The organism is Pilimelia anulata (genome assembly GCF_014647895.1).
GTDB classification, from domain to species: Bacteria; Actinomycetota; Actinomycetes; order Mycobacteriales; family Micromonosporaceae; genus Pilimelia; species Pilimelia anulata.
Genome location: NZ_BMQB01000008.1, coordinates 172838 through 188667, shown reverse-complemented (window position 1 = coordinate 188667; position 15830 = coordinate 172838). Strand labels below are relative to the sequence as shown.

13 protein-coding genes are annotated in these 15830 nt (G+C 76.5%); 3 read left to right on the top strand and 10 right to left on the bottom strand.

Features of this window, described 5'->3' with window-relative positions; genetic code table 11:
• Positions 1 to 346: 346 nt before the first annotated feature.
• From IEY94_RS18030 to IEY94_RS18000, 7 genes are all read right to left on the bottom strand, one after another.
• On the bottom strand, positions 347 to 1021 hold the full coding sequence (locus IEY94_RS18030; RefSeq protein WP_189171376.1) for an HAD family hydrolase: 675 nt from the start codon (positions 1019 to 1021) through the stop codon (positions 347 to 349).
• Positions 1018 to 2184, bottom strand: coding sequence for a non-hydrolyzing UDP-N-acetylglucosamine 2-epimerase (gene wecB / locus IEY94_RS18025; protein ID WP_189171375.1), 1167 nt, complete (start codon positions 2182 to 2184; stop codon positions 1018 to 1020). Before wecB ends, IEY94_RS18030 begins: the two co-directional genes overlap by 4 nt.
• The gene (locus tag IEY94_RS18020) at positions 2181 to 4337 is read right to left on the bottom strand and encodes an ATP-grasp domain-containing protein (RefSeq protein ID WP_189171374.1); all 2157 of its coding nucleotides are present in this window, start codon (positions 4335 to 4337) and stop codon (positions 2181 to 2183) included. The genes wecB and IEY94_RS18020 overlap by 4 nt, the downstream gene beginning before the upstream one ends.
• Positions 4334 to 5752 (bottom strand): glycosyltransferase family 2 protein, encoded by a 1419-nt coding sequence (locus IEY94_RS18015; protein WP_189171373.1) that lies wholly within the window; start codon positions 5750 to 5752, stop codon positions 4334 to 4336. The genes IEY94_RS18020 and IEY94_RS18015 overlap by 4 nt, the downstream gene beginning before the upstream one ends.
• Complete coding sequence (locus IEY94_RS18010; protein ID WP_189171372.1) at positions 5746 to 6426, bottom strand: PIG-L deacetylase family protein; 681 nt, start codon at positions 6424 to 6426, stop codon at positions 5746 to 5748. Before IEY94_RS18010 ends, IEY94_RS18015 begins: the two co-directional genes overlap by 7 nt.
• Positions 6426 to 6926 carry a hypothetical protein gene (locus IEY94_RS18005; RefSeq protein WP_189171371.1) on the bottom strand — a complete coding sequence of 167 codons (501 nt, stop codon included), beginning with the start codon at positions 6924 to 6926 and terminating at the stop codon, positions 6426 to 6428. Before IEY94_RS18005 ends, IEY94_RS18010 begins: the two co-directional genes overlap by 1 nt.
• 120 nt (positions 6927 to 7046) lie before the next feature.
• A complete protein-coding gene (locus tag IEY94_RS18000) occupies positions 7047 to 7622 on the bottom strand; it encodes a GNAT family N-acetyltransferase (RefSeq protein WP_189171370.1) in 576 nt (191 codons plus the stop codon).
• Positions 7623 to 7729: 107 nt separating this feature from the next.
• Here IEY94_RS18000 and IEY94_RS17995 point away from each other — a divergent pair, with 107 nt between their 5' ends.
• On the top strand, positions 7730 to 9445 hold the full coding sequence (locus tag IEY94_RS17995; RefSeq protein WP_189171369.1) for a methyl-accepting chemotaxis protein: 1716 nt from the start codon (positions 7730 to 7732) through the stop codon (positions 9443 to 9445).
• A gap of 22 nt (positions 9446 to 9467) precedes the next feature.
• Here IEY94_RS17995 and IEY94_RS17990 read toward each other — a convergent pair whose 3' ends face one another.
• Entirely contained in the window at positions 9468 to 10874 is a 1407-nt protein-coding gene (locus IEY94_RS17990) for a short-chain fatty acyl-CoA regulator family protein (RefSeq protein WP_189171368.1), read from the bottom strand.
• Between the two features lie 230 nt (positions 10875 to 11104).
• On the opposite strand from IEY94_RS17990, the gene aceA reads away from it, so the two are divergent.
• Both aceA and aceB read left to right on the top strand, forming a co-directional pair.
• A complete protein-coding gene (gene aceA, locus IEY94_RS17985; RefSeq protein WP_189171367.1) occupies positions 11105 to 12376 on the top strand; it encodes an isocitrate lyase in 1272 nt (423 codons plus the stop codon).
• Positions 12373 to 13962 (top strand): malate synthase A, encoded by a 1590-nt coding sequence (gene aceB, locus IEY94_RS17980; protein ID WP_189171366.1) that lies wholly within the window; start codon positions 12373 to 12375, stop codon positions 13960 to 13962. Before aceA ends, aceB begins: the two co-directional genes overlap by 4 nt.
• 108 nt (positions 13963 to 14070) lie before the next feature.
• Here the strand turns inward: aceB and IEY94_RS17975 are convergent, their stop codons facing one another.
• Together IEY94_RS17975 and IEY94_RS17970 are read right to left on the bottom strand one after the other, a co-directional pair.
• Entirely contained in the window at positions 14071 to 15300 is a 1230-nt protein-coding gene (locus tag IEY94_RS17975) for a S8 family peptidase (protein ID WP_189171365.1), read from the bottom strand.
• Between the two features lie 242 nt (positions 15301 to 15542).
• On the bottom strand, positions 15543 to 15821 hold the full coding sequence (locus IEY94_RS17970) for a hypothetical protein (RefSeq protein WP_189171364.1): 279 nt from the start codon (positions 15819 to 15821) through the stop codon (positions 15543 to 15545).
• Positions 15822 to 15830 lie beyond the last annotated feature (9 nt).

Sequence of the window (15830 nt, the reverse complement as noted above, 5' to 3'; positions counted from 1 at the left end):
CGACGTGTCCGATCAGGACGCGACGAAGCTAACCCGGCCCGGGTGGGTGCTCAAACCGATGCGGATGGGTCGATGTCCTTTTCCGCGCGCCGCCCCGCGGGGCCCCGGCCGGGGCGGGTGCGGGCGGGCGCGACCGTCCACCGTGAACGACCTGGTCAGGGCGGGCAGCGGTGGCGCGGCGAAGGTGAATGGGTGGCGTTGACCACACCCGCGTACGCCGAGCGGGGGGCGGCGCGGCATGCGATGCTGCTCCGGCGGACCATCACCGGCCACCGGCTGCGGGCTGCGGCGTTCCCCGGCCGCGGGGTCGCCGGGTCGGGCAGGGCGGACCGCCGGCCCGGGCGGGTCAGGTGAGGAGCAGGGCGGCGGCCGCGGTGAACGAGTCGGCCGTGGCGTCGGCGGCGGGCTCGTCGGCGGCCCGGGCGTACTCGCCCGTGCGCACCCGGATCGCCCGCGCCCCCACGGCCCGGGCCACCGCGACGTCCTTGCCCGGCCGGTCGCCGATCATCACGACCCGGTCGGCCGGCACGCCCAGCGCCGCCGCGGCGGCGACCAGCCCGGCCGGGTGTGGCTTGCGGGCGGCCCGGCCGCCCAGCTCGTCGGAGAGCACGACCGCGTCGAACGCCGCGGCCAGGCCGGTGGCGGCGAGCTTTGCCCGCTGGATCGCCGGGGCGCCGTCGGTCAGGCAGGCCACCGGGTAGCGGTCGCGCAGCGCGGCCAGCGCCGCGTCGGCGCCGGGGTACCGGGGCAGCGTGGCGGGCGCGTGCGCGGTGAACGCCGCGACCAGCTCCCGGACCAGCTCCGGTGCCGGGTCGACGCCGCAGGCGGCCAGCGCCCGGTCGATGGTGCCGCCGCGGTCCGAGCCGGCGGCCAGCTCCCGGCGCAGCGCCCGGCCGACCGCCGGGCCGGGCAGCCCCGCCCCGGCCGCGGCGCGGCCGACCGCGTCGGCGGCCCCGGCCAGGTACGCGGCCTGCGGGTACAGCGTGTCGTCCAGGTCGACGACGACGGCCGCGGGCGTCACCGGGCGGCCCCCACCGGCGGCGGGCCGGCGGTGAAGTCGGGCTCGACCAGGTCGAGCAGCCGGTCGGTGGCCGGGTCGCCGAGGATCGCCGCGACCCGGGCGCCGGTGGTCCCGTCGCCGTACGGGCAGGGCAGCGCCGCCAGCCGGGCCAGCGCGGCCGGCTCGCTCAGCCCGGCGGCGGCGGCCAGCGCCCGGTCGGCCTCGTCGTCGGAGGTCAGGCCGGACAGCACCGTACCGCCGGCGGACACCCCCTCCCAGCGCGGCGTGGACCGGCGCAGCACGACCACGGGCACCCCGAGGTACGCCGCCTCCTCCTGGATGCCGCCGGAGTCGGTGACCGCCACCCGGGCGCCGGCCAGCGCGCCGAGCAGCGCGTCGTACGGCAGCGGGTCGACCAGCGCCACGCCGGGCAGCCCGGCCAGCCGGTCGAGCAGGCCGGTGGCCCGCAGCCGGTCGGCGGTCCGCGGGTGCAGCGGGAACGTCACCGGGCCGACCCGCCCGGCCAGCGCCCCGACCAGCCCCACGAGCCGGGCCAGCCGCTGCGGGTCGTCCACGTTGGTCGGCCGGTGCGCGGTGACCAGCACGCCGGAGCGCAGGTCGGCCGGCAGCGGCGCGGCGCCGCGCTCGCGCAGCGCGTCGATGACCGGGTTGCCGACGACGAACACCCGCTCGTCCGGCACCCCCTCGGCGGCCAGGAACGCCGCCGCCCGGTCGGTCGGGGCGAAGTGGAGCTGCGCTGCGGCCGCGGCGACCCGCCGGTTGACCTCCTCGACGCTGCGCTGGTTGAAGCTGCGCAGCCCGGCCTCCAGGTGCCCGAACGGCACGCCGAGCCCGCGGGCGGCCAGCGCGTACGCCGGCACGGTCGCGGTGTCGCCGAGGGCGAGGACCAGGTCGGGGGCGACCCGGCCGACGGTCCGGATCGCGTCCGCGGTGAGCGCGCCCTGCCGCTGCGCCGGGTCGCCGGCCGGCAGGGTGAGCGCGATGTCGACGGGCAGGCCCAGCTCGGCGTACCGGGCGGCGCCGAGCGCCGCGGCGGCGTGCTGGCCGGTGTCCACCGTGGTCACGGCGTGGCCGGCGGCCCGCAGCGCCCGGACGACCGGCGCCAGCTTGATGATCTCCGGGCGGGTGCCGCACGGCACCAGGACCCGCCGCCGCGCGGTCACGCCGCACCCACCGGCGCCGCCGCGGCCGGACCGGCCGCCGACCCGGCCGGCACCGCACCGGCCGGCGCCGTGCCGGCTGCCGGGGCGGCCGCGGGCGCGGCCGGGGCCGGGTGGGCCGCCGGGCGCAGCGGGTCGGGGACGGTCGCGCCGTCGGCCGCCGTGTACACCTCGCTGAAGTGCCGGGCCATCCGCACCCCCGGCTCGTACGTCAGCCGCGGCAGCTCGGCGTCCGGGTCGAGGATGCCGGCCAGGTACGTGCCGACGACGTCCGCGCCGGCGGCCAGGGTCAGCGGCAGCCCGCCGGAGAACCGCGGGTTCACCTCGACCACGGCCACCCGCACCGGGGCGTCGGGGTCGGCGGCGAGCGCCTCCGGGTCGGCAACGAAGCCCTGCACGTTCGCCGGGCCGGTCAGCCCGACCGCGCGCAGCGTCGCCGCCACGATCGCGGTGACCGCGGCCGAGTCGAACGTGGTGCCGCGCACCGAGATGCCGGCCTTGGTCTCGTCCCGCCAGCGCGGTACGCAGGTGAGCAGCGTGCCGTCCCGGCCGACGAGCGCGTCGGCGGTGAACTCCCGGCCGGCGAGCCGGGTCTGGGCCAGCGCGTCCGGCACCCGGGCCAGCGCGTCGGCCAGCTCGGCGGCGGTATCGGCGGCGACGACGTCGCGGCTGCCGCGGCCGTGGACCGGCTTGACGATCCACGGGCCCGGCAGCTGCGCCGCCCGGGCGGCGCCGGCCGCGGTCGGCGGGTGCGGCACGCCGGCGGCGTGCAGCGCGCCGGCGAAGGCCAGCTTGTCCAGGCAGGTCGCGGACGCGGCCGGGTCCGGCAGCCAGGTGCGGCAGCCGAGGTCGGTCAGCGCGTCGGCCAGCGGGGCCAGGGCGGCGTACTCCTCGGCGACCGTGCAGACCAGCGCGTCCGGCCGGTGCTCGGTGACGAGGTCCAGCAGCGCGGCGGCGTACCCCGGCTCGTCGGCCCGGGGCAGCACCCCGGCGGCGGAGGCGAGCCGGAGGCCGACCGCCTCGGGGTTGGCGTCCAGGCCGAGCACCCGGTGGCCGGCGGCGCGCAGCGCGCGGATCACCGCGACGCCCGCGGGGCCGCCCGCGCCGGTGACGGCGACGGTGCGCTCGCCGACGCCCGCGCCGGGGGTCGGCTCGGGCGCGCGCATGATCCAGGCCCGGGCCCACAGCCGCAGCGCGGTCACCTGCGGCCGGGTCACCGGCTCCCACTGCCGGGCGGCGACGGCCGCGGCCAGCGCGTCCAGCACCACCGGGTCGGTCTCGTGCGAGGCGACGGCCAGCAGCGTGGCGGTGTGCACGCCGAGGCCCTTGGCGGCCAGCGCGGCGACCCGGTTCGCCCGGGCCTGCGGGCCGAGGTGGCCCAGCCGGTAGTCGACCCGGCTGCGCTCGCGGCGGGCGCCCAGCCAGCGGGACACCGGCCGGGGCAGCAGGAACCGGTGGACGAACGAGATCAGCCGGTACTTGCCGCGCGGGGCGCTCGCGGCCGCGGCGTCGTCGGCCCGGTAGCCGAGGCCGGGGCGGGCCCAGGCGTCGGGGCGGTTGGCGGTGTGCCGGCCGCTGCGGTCCTGCTCGGCCCGCTCGGCGCTGTGCATCGTCGTGGTGATCAAGATGAGGAGTCCGATCAGCGTGTAGGCGAAGTTGAACAGCGCGCCGACCCAGTCGTGGAACAGGATCAGCGCCCCCTCGCCGTACGCGACACCGGCGAGCAGGGAGGCGACGAGCCGGGCCAGGTTGGCCCCGATCACCCAGGCGGCCGCCGCGGCGACCCCGAGCAGCGCGTGCGGGCGGTCCCGCAGCAGGAACAGCGCCAGCGCGCCCAGCGCGAGCAGCGCGGCCAGCGCCGAGCAGGACGGCGTGAGGACGGCCAGCATCATGCCGCCGTCCGGGCCGAAGACGAGGAACGTGTCCTCGAACGCGCCCGCGACCCGGTTCTCGCCGAACAGCCCGAGCAGCAGCAGGACCAGCTTCACCTCGGCCCGCCGGGCCGGGTCGATGAGCAGGGTGAACCCGCCGTAGCACCAGACGACCGCGCCGACCAGCTCCAGCACCACGCTGCGCCGGCGGGCGATCGCGCCGGGACGGCGGCGGCTGGCCCGGACCCGGCGGACGAGCCGGCCCTCGCCGACCGCCGCGGTCACCGGGGCACCCCCGTCGGGGCGGGCGCGGCGGCCCGCCGGGCGAAGGTCGCCGGCCGGCGCGCCGGGGCGGCGCCGGGGGCCGCGCCGACGGTGCCGGAGCGGGCGGTCTTGGCCCAGCTCAGCCGCTTGCCGACCATGCCGTCGAGGTACGCGTGGGTGGCGGTCAGGATGGACAGCCCGAACGCCGGCAGGAACGCCACGAGCTGCCAGGCCGCCCGCCGCTCCACCCGGCCGATGATCAGCCCGACGGCCAGCTCGGCGAACGGGCCGGCGAACAGCAGCGCGGACAGCGGCAGCAGGCCCACGATCGCCTGCCCGCCGACGCCGAACGCGCGCAGCAGGGTCAGCGCGAGGCCGAGCCCGCAGAGCACCGGCACGTGGTACACCCACAGGAACATCACGGTCTCGATCTTGTCCATGAGGCCCAGGTGCGGGCTGCGCACGACCGGCCGCCAGTAGTCGCGCAGGCACTTCTGGTGCCCGAGCGCCCAGCGGTGCCGCTGCCGCCAGAACCGGCGGGTCGAGTGCACGGCCTCCTCGAAGTCCACCGCCGTCGGGTCGTACCGGACCCGGCCGCCGGCCAGCAGCACCCGCAGGGTCAGGTCCGTGTCCTCGGTGACGGTGTCGGGGTTCCAGCCGCCGAGCGCGCGCAGCGTGCTGACCCGCACGGCGCAGTTCGCCCCGCCGTACGCCGGCAGCTCGAACAGGGCCTGCCGGCCGTACTCGTTGACCAGGTACCCGGACAGGTAGTCCACGAAGATCGTCCCGGCCAGCGACGAGTCGGCGCCGTTGCGCACCACGCACCGGCCCATGACCGCGCCGACGAACGGGTCCCGGAAGTGCCGGACGAGCCGGCGCAGCACGTTGCGGGCCGGCTCGTGGTCGGCGTCGAACACCACGGCGATCTCGGCGTCCACCCCGGCCAGCGCGTCGTTGAGCGCGCCGGACTTGCCGCCGCCGGCCCCCTCGGGCCGGTGCAGTACGCGCAGCCGCCGGTCGGTGGCCGCCCAGGCGTCCAGCCGGGCGCCGGTGCCGTCGGTGGACGCGTCGTCGACCACGACGATGGTCAGCCGGTCCGCCGGGTAGTCGAGCCCGAGCAGCGCGGCCACCATGCCGTCGACGACCAGCTCCTCGTTCTTGCAGGCCACCAGCACGGCCACCGGCGGGGTGAAGCCCTCCAGGCCGATGCTCGCCGCCTCCAGGTCCGCCTCGGCCCAGCGGGCCGCCGAGATGGCGAACGCCAGGTGCCGGAAGAAGAACGCGAGGAACACGACGTTGAGCACGCCGGCGATGACGCCCAGCGTGAGGTCGAGCCCGATCAGCCACACGGCGCCGGCGAACGTGAGCGCGTAGACCACCAGGGCGATCCAGTGCCGCTCGACGTGCCCCCCGGCGCCCGGTGCGGTGCTCACCACGGCGGCGCGGTGGCCTGGCCGGGCGCCACGGCGACCCGGGCCGGCGGCGCGTCGGCGGGGATGCGGCCGAGGTCCCAGACGAACCGGGCCGGGACGAACGCCTCGGCGTACCGGATCCGGGCCCGGGCGCCGTGGTACCGGGCGCCGGCCGCGACCGCCTCCGGGTCCACCATCGCCGACCCGGCCACCTGGCTGCGGTGGCAGGCGAGCGCGGCGAGCTTGCGGTCCAGGTGCGCGGCGACGTCGACGTACACGGTCGGCTCGAACGCCGTCGTCGACGGGCTCTGGTAGTGCAGGACCCGGGTGCCGTACCGGGCGGCCGAGACGACCGCGGCGGCGGTGGCCCGGTGGTCCTGGTGCGAGTCGTCGGGCGCGTGCACGTAGATCACGTCGGCGGCGACGGCGTCGATGACCTGCTCGATCCCCGAGATCGTCCCGGCGTCGGCGGTGACGGCGCAGTCGACCAGGTGCCCCCACAGCAGCACCGCGCCGAGGGTCCGGGCGGCGTCCTCCTGCTCGGCGACCCGCTCGCTCACCGAGCCGGGCCCGTTCTGCCCGCCCGAGAGCACCAGCATGGTCACCACGTCGCCCGCCGCGGCGTGCGCGGCCAGGGCGCCGCCGCAGCCCAGTTCGATGTCGTCGGGGTGCGCGCCGACGGCCAGCACGCTGTACATCAGGCCCGCCGGCGGCGCAGCTTGTGCACGACGAGGACGGCGATGGTCACCAGGCCGCTGATGCCCAGGGCGATCAGCGGGCCGGTGCCGTTGCCGTCGGCCGGCAGGCTGACCTGCGGGCCGCAGCTCCGCGAGGAGGCCCGGGCGGTCGCGGCGTTGCCGTTGACCGTCCACCGGATCTCCGTACCCACCGGCACGGCGGTGGTGGTGAACGCGGCCCGGCGCTGGCCGGGGGAGAAGCGGGTCGGCTGGGTGCCGTTGAGCGTGCTCGGGGTCACGGCGTTGCCGCTGCCGAGGGCGACGGTCGTCGTGGACGCCGCGTAGTTGGTGTAGCTGAAGATGGCCCGGTACCGGCCGTCCACCGGCGTGGTCACGCACTCGACCGCGGGCACGACCTGGCCGTAGTGGGCACTGGCCGGGGCGGCGGGCAGGGCGACGGCGCCGGCGGCGGCCGCCGCCGCGACGGCGTACGCCAGGCGGCGGGTCGGGGTAGTGAGCACGGGGGCCTCCGTGGCGTCGGGTCTACGGCGCCACCGCCTCCTGCGGCTGGCCCACGGGGATGTTCGGCCGCCGCGCCGCCGGGCTGAGGACTCCCGCCGGCCACACCGGCCCCGCGGGGCCTACCCCGTGCCCCCGGCCCACTCCCGGCGCAGGATCGCGTACACGTACTCGTCCCGCCACTCGCCCTTGACGTGGTTGTTCTCGACGAAGTGCGCCTCCCGGCGCATGCCCAGCCGCTCGGCCAGCCGCGCCGAGGCCGCGTTGCCGGCGGCGCAGCGGGCGACGATCCGGTGCAGGCCCCGCCCGGCGAAGCCCCAGTCCAGCAGCGCCCGGGCGGCCTCCGTGGCCAGCCCCCGCCCGTGGTACGCCGGGTGGAACACCCAGCCCAGCTCGCCCGCGCGGTGCGCCTCGCTGACCCAGACCAGCTCGACCGTCCCGATCAGCCGCCCGCCGCACTCGGCCGCCAGGGTCAGGCAGTCGCCCTCGGCGGCCAGCGCCCGCTCGCCGGCCATGTCGGCCACCGACGCGCGCGCCGCCGCCCGGTCCCGCGGCTCCCAGCGCAGGTACCGGGCCACCGCCGGCAGCCGCTGGTACGCCCACACGTCGTCCAGGTCGGCGGCCGCGACCGGGCGCAGCAGCAGCCGCGCGGTCGCCAGCGGCAGCGCCGGGGCCCGCTCGTTCCCCGATTGCCCCATGCGGCCGAGCCTGCCACACCGGCCCCGGGCGCACCACGGGGTTGTCCGGCGGCCGTGGACGGAATGGACCCCGCGGAGCGGCCGCGGTCTGTAACGATGACACGATCATGTGGAAGTGGTCGCAGTGGCGCCTGCTCGCGGGCGTCCTGGTGCTGCTCGGGGCGTTCGCCGTCCCGCTCTGGCTGGTGGCGGTCAACGCCTTCGACCGGCTGGAGCGCCGCGCCGTGGGCGACGAGGGCCGGGACCTCCAGGTCGCGCTGAACGCCCGGGCGCAGCGGCTGACCGACTTCGGCGCCACCAACGCGATCTGGACCGTCGCGTACGAGGAGATCCGCACCCGCGACCGGGTGGGCTTCGCCCGCGACTTCCCCGGCGCGATCCTGCGCAACCTCTATGGCGTCACCGGCGTTCTCGGCGTCGACCGCGCCGGCGTCGTCCGGGTGGGCGGGCCGATCGACGCCGCGGGGCAGTACGGCCCGCCGACCGGGGCGTTGGCCGACCCGGCGGTGCTGCGCCGCATGTACGACCCGGACAGCGCGCCCGGCGCCACGCGTTGCGGCGTCGTGAAGGGTCCGGACGGGCCGCTGGCCTACTGCGGCCTGGCCGTCGTCCGCGACGGCGGGCGCGGCCCGGCGGTCGGCGGGTTGATCGTCCTCTCCGCACTCGACGCGGCCTGGCAGCAGCAGCTCAGCACCACCCTCGACCAGCGCATCGAGGTGGTCGAGAGCGCGGCCCCGCCCGGCGTGGCGCACCGCGACTTCGGCACCGCGCTCGGGACGCTGGACGTCCGTACCCAGACCCGCGGCGAGCGGATCCGGATGTCCGCCGCGCTGCCCACGGTCAACGAGGGGCCGGTCACCCTGCGCTCGGACGTCCCGCGCCCGATCCACGACCTCGCCACCGAGACCCTGCTGCGGGTGCTGGGCCTGCTCGCCGTCGCCGTCGTCCTGATCACCGTCGCGATCCTGTGGCTGATCCGGCGCGGCATCCGGGACGAGGTCCGGCCGCTGCGCCGGACCGCCGAGCAGATCATCGCCGGCAACGACCTGTCGCTGCGGATCGAGCCCGCCGGCGACGGCGACATCGCCGCCCTCGGCCGGACGTTCAACGGCATGCTCGGCAACCTCCAGGCGCACCAGCAGCTCCTGGAGCACACCCACCGCCAGTACGAACAGGGCCTGCGGGACCGGTTCGCCGCCCGCGAGGACGAGCAGACCGCCGCCGACGCGGCGAGCCGGGAGGCGGCCGGGGCCGCGCTCGCGGCCATCGCCGACGACCTGGCCGGCGCCGTCGAGCGGCTGGGCGGGGTCGCCGCCGCGGCCCGCGACCTGGCCGGCGGCGCCGGCACCGCCGAGGCCGCCATCGAGGACGCCGCCGGCCTGCGCGAGCCGGTCGACCGGGCCGCGGCGGCGCTGGGCGCCAGCCTGCCGACCGTCACCGAGCTGGCCACCGTGATCACCGAGATCGCCGGCCGGACCCGGCTGCTCGCGCTCAACGCCACGATCGAGGCGGCCCGCGCGGGCGCCGCCGGGCGCGGCTTCGCCGTCGTCGCGCACGAGGTGAAGGACCTCGCCGACCGCAGCGCCCGGGCCGCCGAGCGGATCGCCGCGACCCTGCGCACGCTGCACACCGACGCCGACGGCGTGGCCCGGTCGGTGGCGTCGCTGTCGGCCTCGGTCGACCGGGCCCGGTCCGGCGTCGGGGACATCGGGCGGGTCGCCGAGGAGCAGCAGCGGGCCGCCGACCGGCTGGCCGGCGAGGTCGAGGTGGCCGCGGCCGCGCTCGCCGACGTCCGCGCGGGCCAGCGGCCGGCCGCCGACTGACCGCCGCGCCGGCCGGGCGCGGTCAGGGCGCCGCGCCGCCCGGGGGCAGCAGCGGGTACGGGATGAACGTGCTGCGCTTCTCGTCCAGGTCCAGCCGCCCGCCGATCGGCGCCGCCGCCCGCTGCGGGCAGGTCGGCCGCTCGCACGTCTTGCAGCCCGGCCCGATCGGGGTGGCCGCGTCGGTGGCGTGCAGGTCCATCCCGGCGGAGTAGACGAGCCGGCCGGCGTGCCGGATCTCGCAGCCCAGGCCGATCGCGAACGTCTTGCCCGGCTGGCCGTACCCGCCGTGCCGGTGGGTCACCGTGCGGGCGATCCACAGGTACCGCTGTCCGTCCGGCATCGCCGCCACCTGCACGGTCACCCGGCCGGGGGCGCTGAACGCCTCGTACACGTTCCACAGCGGACAGGTGCCGCCGGAGCGGGAGAACGGGAACCCGGTCGCCGACTGCCGCTTGGACATGTTGCCCGCCCGGTCCACCCGGACGAACGAGAACGGCACCCCGCGGGCCTTCGGCCGCTGCAGCGTGCTCAGCCGGTGGCAGATGCTCTCCCAGCCGAGGGCGAAGTGCCCGGCGAGCAGCTCGATGTCGTACCGCAGCCGCTCCGCCGCGGCCAGGAACTTCGCGTACGGCAGGATCAGCGCCGCCGCGAAGTAGTTGGCCAGCCCGATCCGGGTGAGGATGCGGGTCTGCATGTCGTCGAACCGCTCCGCCTCGATGATCTCGTCGATCAGCGCCGCGTACTCCAGCAGCGCGATCTGCGCGCCCATCCGGATGGCCTGCTGCCCGGCGCCGAGCGAGCCGGCCAGGTACAGCGTCCGGGTGCCGGGCCGGAACCGGTGCAGCTCGCCGCCGAGCGCGTCGGCGTCCTGCGCGACGATCCGCACCCCGTGCAGGTCGGCCAGCCGGTCGTGCAGCGCCGCCCGGGCCTCGCCCCGGCGCACGCCGATCCGGGCGGACAGCTCCTCGGCGGCGGCGTCCAGGTGCGGGATGTAGTTCTGCCGCCGGTAGAAGAAGTCGGTGACCTGCTCGTGCGGGCTGCGGGCGCCGGTCCAGTCCCGGTCGCCGACCACCTCGGCGAGCTGGTCGTCGGTCTGCCGGTACCGCCGGTACAGGTCGATCACCGCCTCGGCCACCTCGGGCAGCCGGCGGGCCAGCTCGGTCAGGTCGGGCAGGGTGGCCCGGGCGGGCAGCGCCTCGCGCAGGTCGGCGACCAGCCGCGGCGTGTCGTGCGGGGCGAAGTACGCGGTGTCCACCCCGAACACCTCGGTGATCCGGATCAGCACCGGCACGGTCAGCGGCCGCGAGTCGTGCTCGATCTGGTTGAGGTAGCTGGGCGAGATGCCGAGCTGGCGGGCCAGGTCGACCTGGCTGAGCCCGCGCTCCTCGCGCAGCCGGCGCAGCCGGTTGCCGGCGAACGTCCTGGCCATGGCGTCTCCTCGCGCCCGCGTCCCCGCACGCGCCGCGCTTCGACGCGGCTCGATCCCGCTGGGTCGACGGGGTTGAATACGTTAGCACGCGTGCCAAGCGGGCCTTCGCAAGTTGGCGAAACGATGTGCCAGCTTTTCAAGGTTTTGCTTGTTGCGGGTCTCGACCCGGCCCCGACGCCCGTGCCAAGGTGTGCGGCACGTCACGTTGACGGACCGGAGGGAGGCCCGGGATGAGCGCATCGGTGGAGCAGTTGCGGACCGAGTGGAGCACCGACCCGCGGTGGCGGGGGGTGGCCCGCACGTACCACGCCGCCGACGTCGTCCGGCTGCGCGGCCCCGTCCGGGAGGAGCACACGCTCGCCCGCCGCGGCGCGCAGCGGCTGTGGGCGCTGCTGCACGACGAGGACTACGTGCCGGCGCTCGGCGCGCTCACCGGCAACCAGGCCGTGCAGATGGTCCGGGCCGGGCTGAAGGCGATCTACCTGTCCGGCTGGCAGGTCGCGGCCGACGCCAACCTGGCCGGGCAGACGTACCCCGACCAGAGCCTGTACCCGGCCAACTCGGTGCCCGCGGTCGTCCGCCGGATCAACAACGCGCTGCTGCGCGCCGGCCAGATCGCGGCCGCCGACGGCGACGACGCGGTGGCCGACTGGCTGGCCCCGATCGTCGCCGACGCCGAGGCCGGCTTCGGCGGCGTGCTCAACGCGTACGAGCTGATGACCGCGATGGTCGTCGCGGGCGCCGCCGGGGTGCACTGGGAGGACCAGCTCGCCGCCGAGAAGAAGTGCGGCCACCTGGGCGGCAAGGTGCTGATCCCGACCGGGCAGCACGTCCGGACGCTGAACGCGGCCCGGCTCGCCGCCGACGTGGCCGGCGTCCCGAGCGTGATCATCGCCCGGACCGACGCCGAGTCGGCCACCCTGCTCACCGCCGACACCGACGAGCGGGACCGCCCGTTCCTCACCGGCGAGCGCACGGCCGAGGGCTTCCACCGGGTGCGCGGCGGGCTCGACCCGTGCGTGGCCCGCGGCCTGGCCTACGCCCCGTACGCCGATCTGCTGTGGATGGAGACCGGCACCCCGGACCTGGACGTGGCCCGCCGGTTCGCCGAGGCGATCAAGGCGGAGTTCCCGGACCAGCTCCTCGCGTACAACTGCTCGCCGTCGTTCAACTGGCGCAAGCACCTGGACCCGGCGACGATCGCGAAGTTCCAGCGGGAGCTGGGCCACATGGGGTACCGGTTCCAGTTCATCACCCTGGCCGGCTTCCACGCCCTCAACTACGCGATGTTCGACCTGGCCCGCGGGTACGCCGCCGACGGCATGTCCGCGTACGTCGACCTGCAGGAGCGCGAGTTCGCCGCCGAGCCGCTCGGCTACACCGCGGTCAAGCACCAGCGGGAGGTCGGCACCGGCTACTTCGACCTGATCGGTACCGTGCTCAACCCGACCGCCGCGACGACCGCCCTGCGCGGCTCCACGGAAGAGGAGCAGTTCGCATGAGAATCAGCATCACCGGACCCATGCGCGACCGGTACGACGAGGTCCTCACCCCGGCGGCGCTGGACTTCCTCGTCGCCCTGGACAGCGGGTTCGCCGCCCGGCGGGTCGCCCTGCTGGACACCCGGCGGGCCCGCCGCGCCCGGTACGCCGCGGGCCAGCTCCCCGGCTTCCTGCCGGAGACCGCGCCGGTGCGCGCCGACCCGACCTGGTCGGTGGCGCCGGCGGCGCCCGGCCTGGTCGACCGGCGAGTGGAGATCACCGGCCCGACCGACCGCAAGATGACCGTCAACGCGCTCAACTCCGGCGCCCGGGTCTGGCTCGCCGACCTGGAGGACGCGTCGGCACCCACCTGGGACAACGTCGTCGGCGGGCAGCTCAACCTGCGGGACGCGATCGAGCGGCGGATCGACTTCACCGACCCGCGCGGCAAGCGGTACGCGCTCGGGCCGGACCCGGCCACGATCGTGGTCCGGCCGCGCGGCTGGCACCTGGTGGAGAAGCACGTGCTGGTCGACGGCCGGCCGATCGCGGCGAGCCTGGTCGACTTCGGGCTGTACTTCTTCCACTGTGCCCGGCCGCAGCTCGCGGCCGGCAGCGGCCCGTACTTCTACCTGCCGAAGCTGGAGAACCACCGCGAGGCGCGGCTGTGGAACGACGTGTTCGTCTTCGCCCAGCGGTACGTCGGGCTGCCCGTCGGCACGATCCGGGCGACCACGCTGATCGAGACGCTGACCGCGGCGTTCGAGATGGAGGAGATCCTCCACGAGCTGCGCGAGCACTCCAGCGGCCTGAACGCCGGCCGCTGGGACTACATCTTCAGCATGATCAAGAATCTGGGCCACCGGACGGACTTCGTCCTGCCGGACCGGGCCGGGGTGACGATGACCGTGCCGTTCATGCGCGCGTACACCGAGCTGCTGGTGAGCACCTGCCACCGCCGCGGCGCGCACGCGATCGGCGGGATGGCCGCGTTCATCCCCAGCCGGGACCCGGCGGTCAACGAGGTCGCGCTGGCCCGGGTGGCGGCGGACAAGGAGCGCGAGGCCGGCGACGGCTTCGACGGCTCGTGGGTGGCGCACCCCGGCCTGGTCCCGGCGTGCCGGGCGGCGTTCGACGCGGTGCTGGGCGACCGGCCGCACCAGGTGGAGAAGCGCCGCGACGACGTCGTGGTCACCGCCGACGACCTGCTGGCCGTCGACCGCACGCCCGGCCGGGTGACCGCCGCCGGGCTGCGGTCCAACGTCGCGGTCGCCCTGCGGTACTTCGACGCCTGGCTCGGCGGCACCGGCGCGGCGGCCATCGCGAACCTGATGGAGGACGCGGCCACCGCCGAGATCGCCCGCTGCCAGGTCTGGCAGTGGATCCACCACGGCACGCCGCTGGCCGACGGCGGCGCGGTCACCGCGGACCTGGTCCGGACCCTGCTGGACGAGGAGGCGGCCGCGCTGCGCGGCGAGCGGCCGGCCGCCGGCCACGGCCGGGTCGACGCGGCCGTGGCGCTGTTCGCCGAGCACGCGCTGGCCGAGGACCTGCCGGCGTTCTTCACCCCGACCGCGTACGCGCGGCACCTGGTGACGCCGGCCTGAGCCGCCGGGGGTCCGCGCACGGCGCCGCGGACCCCCGGCCCACTCCGGCCGGGACGGCGGGTGCCGACGGGCCCCCGCCGCGTGGCACCCGCCGCCGGCGGTGCCCGGTCAGCGCGGCGCGGCGCCGCCGAGGGTGTTCAGCAGCAGGTTCGGCGAGCCGGGCTTGGCGTCGCCGATCGTCACCTTGCTGGCCGCGGCCACGAGCGCGTCCCGGACCTCGGCGGCCGTGGCGGTCGGCTTGGCGGCGAGTTGGAGGGCCGCGGCGCCGGCGACGTGCGGGGAGGCCATCGAGGTGCCGCTCATCGTGCGGCTGCCGCTGTTGTTGTTGTGCGACGCGGAGACGATCGAGCTGCCGGGCGCCCAGATGTCGAGGCAGGAGCCGTAGTTGGAGCTGCCGGCGCGGCCGTCGGCGTTGGTGACGTTGCCGACGGTGATCGCCTCGGGCAGCTTCGCCGGCGAACTGGTGCAGGCGTCGGTCGACTGGTTGTTCGCCGACAGGGCCCACACCGTGCCGGAGAGGATCGACTTCTTGATGGCGGCCTCGAGGCTGCTGCCGCCGCCGACGATGCTGAAGTTGGCCACGGACGGCTTCACCGCGTTCTTGGCCACCCACTCGACGCCGTTGAGCACGCCGGAGCCGCTGCCGCTGCCGCTGCAGCTCAGCACCCGGACGGCGACCAGCTTGACGCCCTTGGCCACGCCGTAGGTGGCGCCGCCGACCGTGCCGGCGACGTGGCTGCCGTGCCCGTGGCAGTCCTGGGCGGTGTTGTCGTTGTCGACGAAGTCGTACCCGTACGACGCCCGGCCGCCGAAGTCCTGGTGCGCGGTGTTGATGCCCGAGTCGACGATGTAGGCGGTGACGTTCGGGGCGGTGCTGCGGTAGGTGTACGACTTGCTCAGCGGCAGGGCGCGCTGGTCGATCCGGTCGATGCCCCAGGACGGCGGGTTCTGCTGCGTCTCGTCGGCGGCGCCCGCGGCGTGCACGACGGGGTCGGGCTCGACGTACTGCACCGCCGGGTCGGCGCTGAGCCGCTGCGCCTGCGCCGCGGTGAGCCGGGCCGCGAAGCCGCGCAGCGCGACGGACCAGGTGTGGGTGACGCTGCCACCGTACCGGTCGGCCAGCGCCCGGGCCCGGCCGGCGACGTCGCCGCGGACGCCGTCCCCGAGGACGACGATGTAGCTGCCCGGGATCCGCGGCGCGCCGCCGGCGTCGAGCAGGCCGGTCGGCAGGTCGCCGGCGGGGGCGGCGGCGGCCGGCGCCGGGCCGGCCAGGAGCGCGGCGGCCAGGGTGAGTACGGCGAGGGTGCAGGTACGCGGGGTGGGGCGCAACGGTGTCATTCGGGCTCTCCTCCACGGTGGGCCGCCGGCCTCGCGGCCGTTCGGGTGCGGCGTGACGCCGTAGTGTAGAGAGATGCCCGTCAATATCCGGTAGTGCTGAATCGGCTGCCCGAACGGCTCGTGCACAGGTGAAAACCGCAGCTCCGTGCGCCGCATCGACGTATGAGCGTCAATATGTGAACGAGTGGAAACGTTCCGTGGTTTCTACGTTCTGTTTATTGCGTCAAACCCCGCCGCCCGGACTAGAAGGGCGCGGGCCCCTCGCCGGCCACCTCGACGGCGACCGAGTCGGGCGCCGACCGGCGCAGCGCGACGGCGCCGTCCGCGCCGATGTCCAGGCGCAGCGGGCGGGTGCTGCCGAGGTCGACGCAGAACACGCCGGCGCGGCGCTCGTCGGTCGCGGTGACCGTGCCGTCCCAGATCCGCCGCCCGCCCTCGACGCGGGAGTGCAGGTCGACGACGACCGGCAGGTCGGTGCCGTCGCCGAGGGTCAGGTTGCCGGTACCGCGGAAGCGTGCCATGCCTGCACG

Bases quoted from the DNA above. Each gene is read 5' to 3' on its own strand.
- aceA (WP_189171367.1), top strand. From the start codon at position 11,105: ATGAGCGCATCGGTGGAGCAGTTGCGGACCGAGTGGAGCACCGACCCG.
- IEY94_RS17990 (WP_189171368.1), bottom strand. From the start codon at position 10,874: ATGGCCAGGACGTTCGCCGGCAACCGGCTGCGCCGGCTGCGCGAGGAG.
- IEY94_RS17995 (WP_189171369.1), top strand. From the start codon at position 7,730: ATGTGGAAGTGGTCGCAGTGGCGCCTGCTCGCGGGCGTCCTGGTGCTG.
- IEY94_RS18000 (WP_189171370.1), bottom strand. From the start codon at position 7,622: ATGGGGCAATCGGGGAACGAGCGGGCCCCGGCGCTGCCGCTGGCGACC.
- IEY94_RS17975 (WP_189171365.1), bottom strand. From the start codon at position 15,300: ATGACACCGTTGCGCCCCACCCCGCGTACCTGCACCCTCGCCGTACTC.
- IEY94_RS17970 (WP_189171364.1), bottom strand. From the start codon at position 15,821: ATGGCACGCTTCCGCGGTACCGGCAACCTGACCCTCGGCGACGGCACC.
- aceB (WP_189171366.1), top strand. From the start codon at position 12,373: ATGAGAATCAGCATCACCGGACCCATGCGCGACCGGTACGACGAGGTC.
- IEY94_RS18010 (WP_189171372.1), bottom strand. From the start codon at position 6,426: ATGTACAGCGTGCTGGCCGTCGGCGCGCACCCCGACGACATCGAACTG.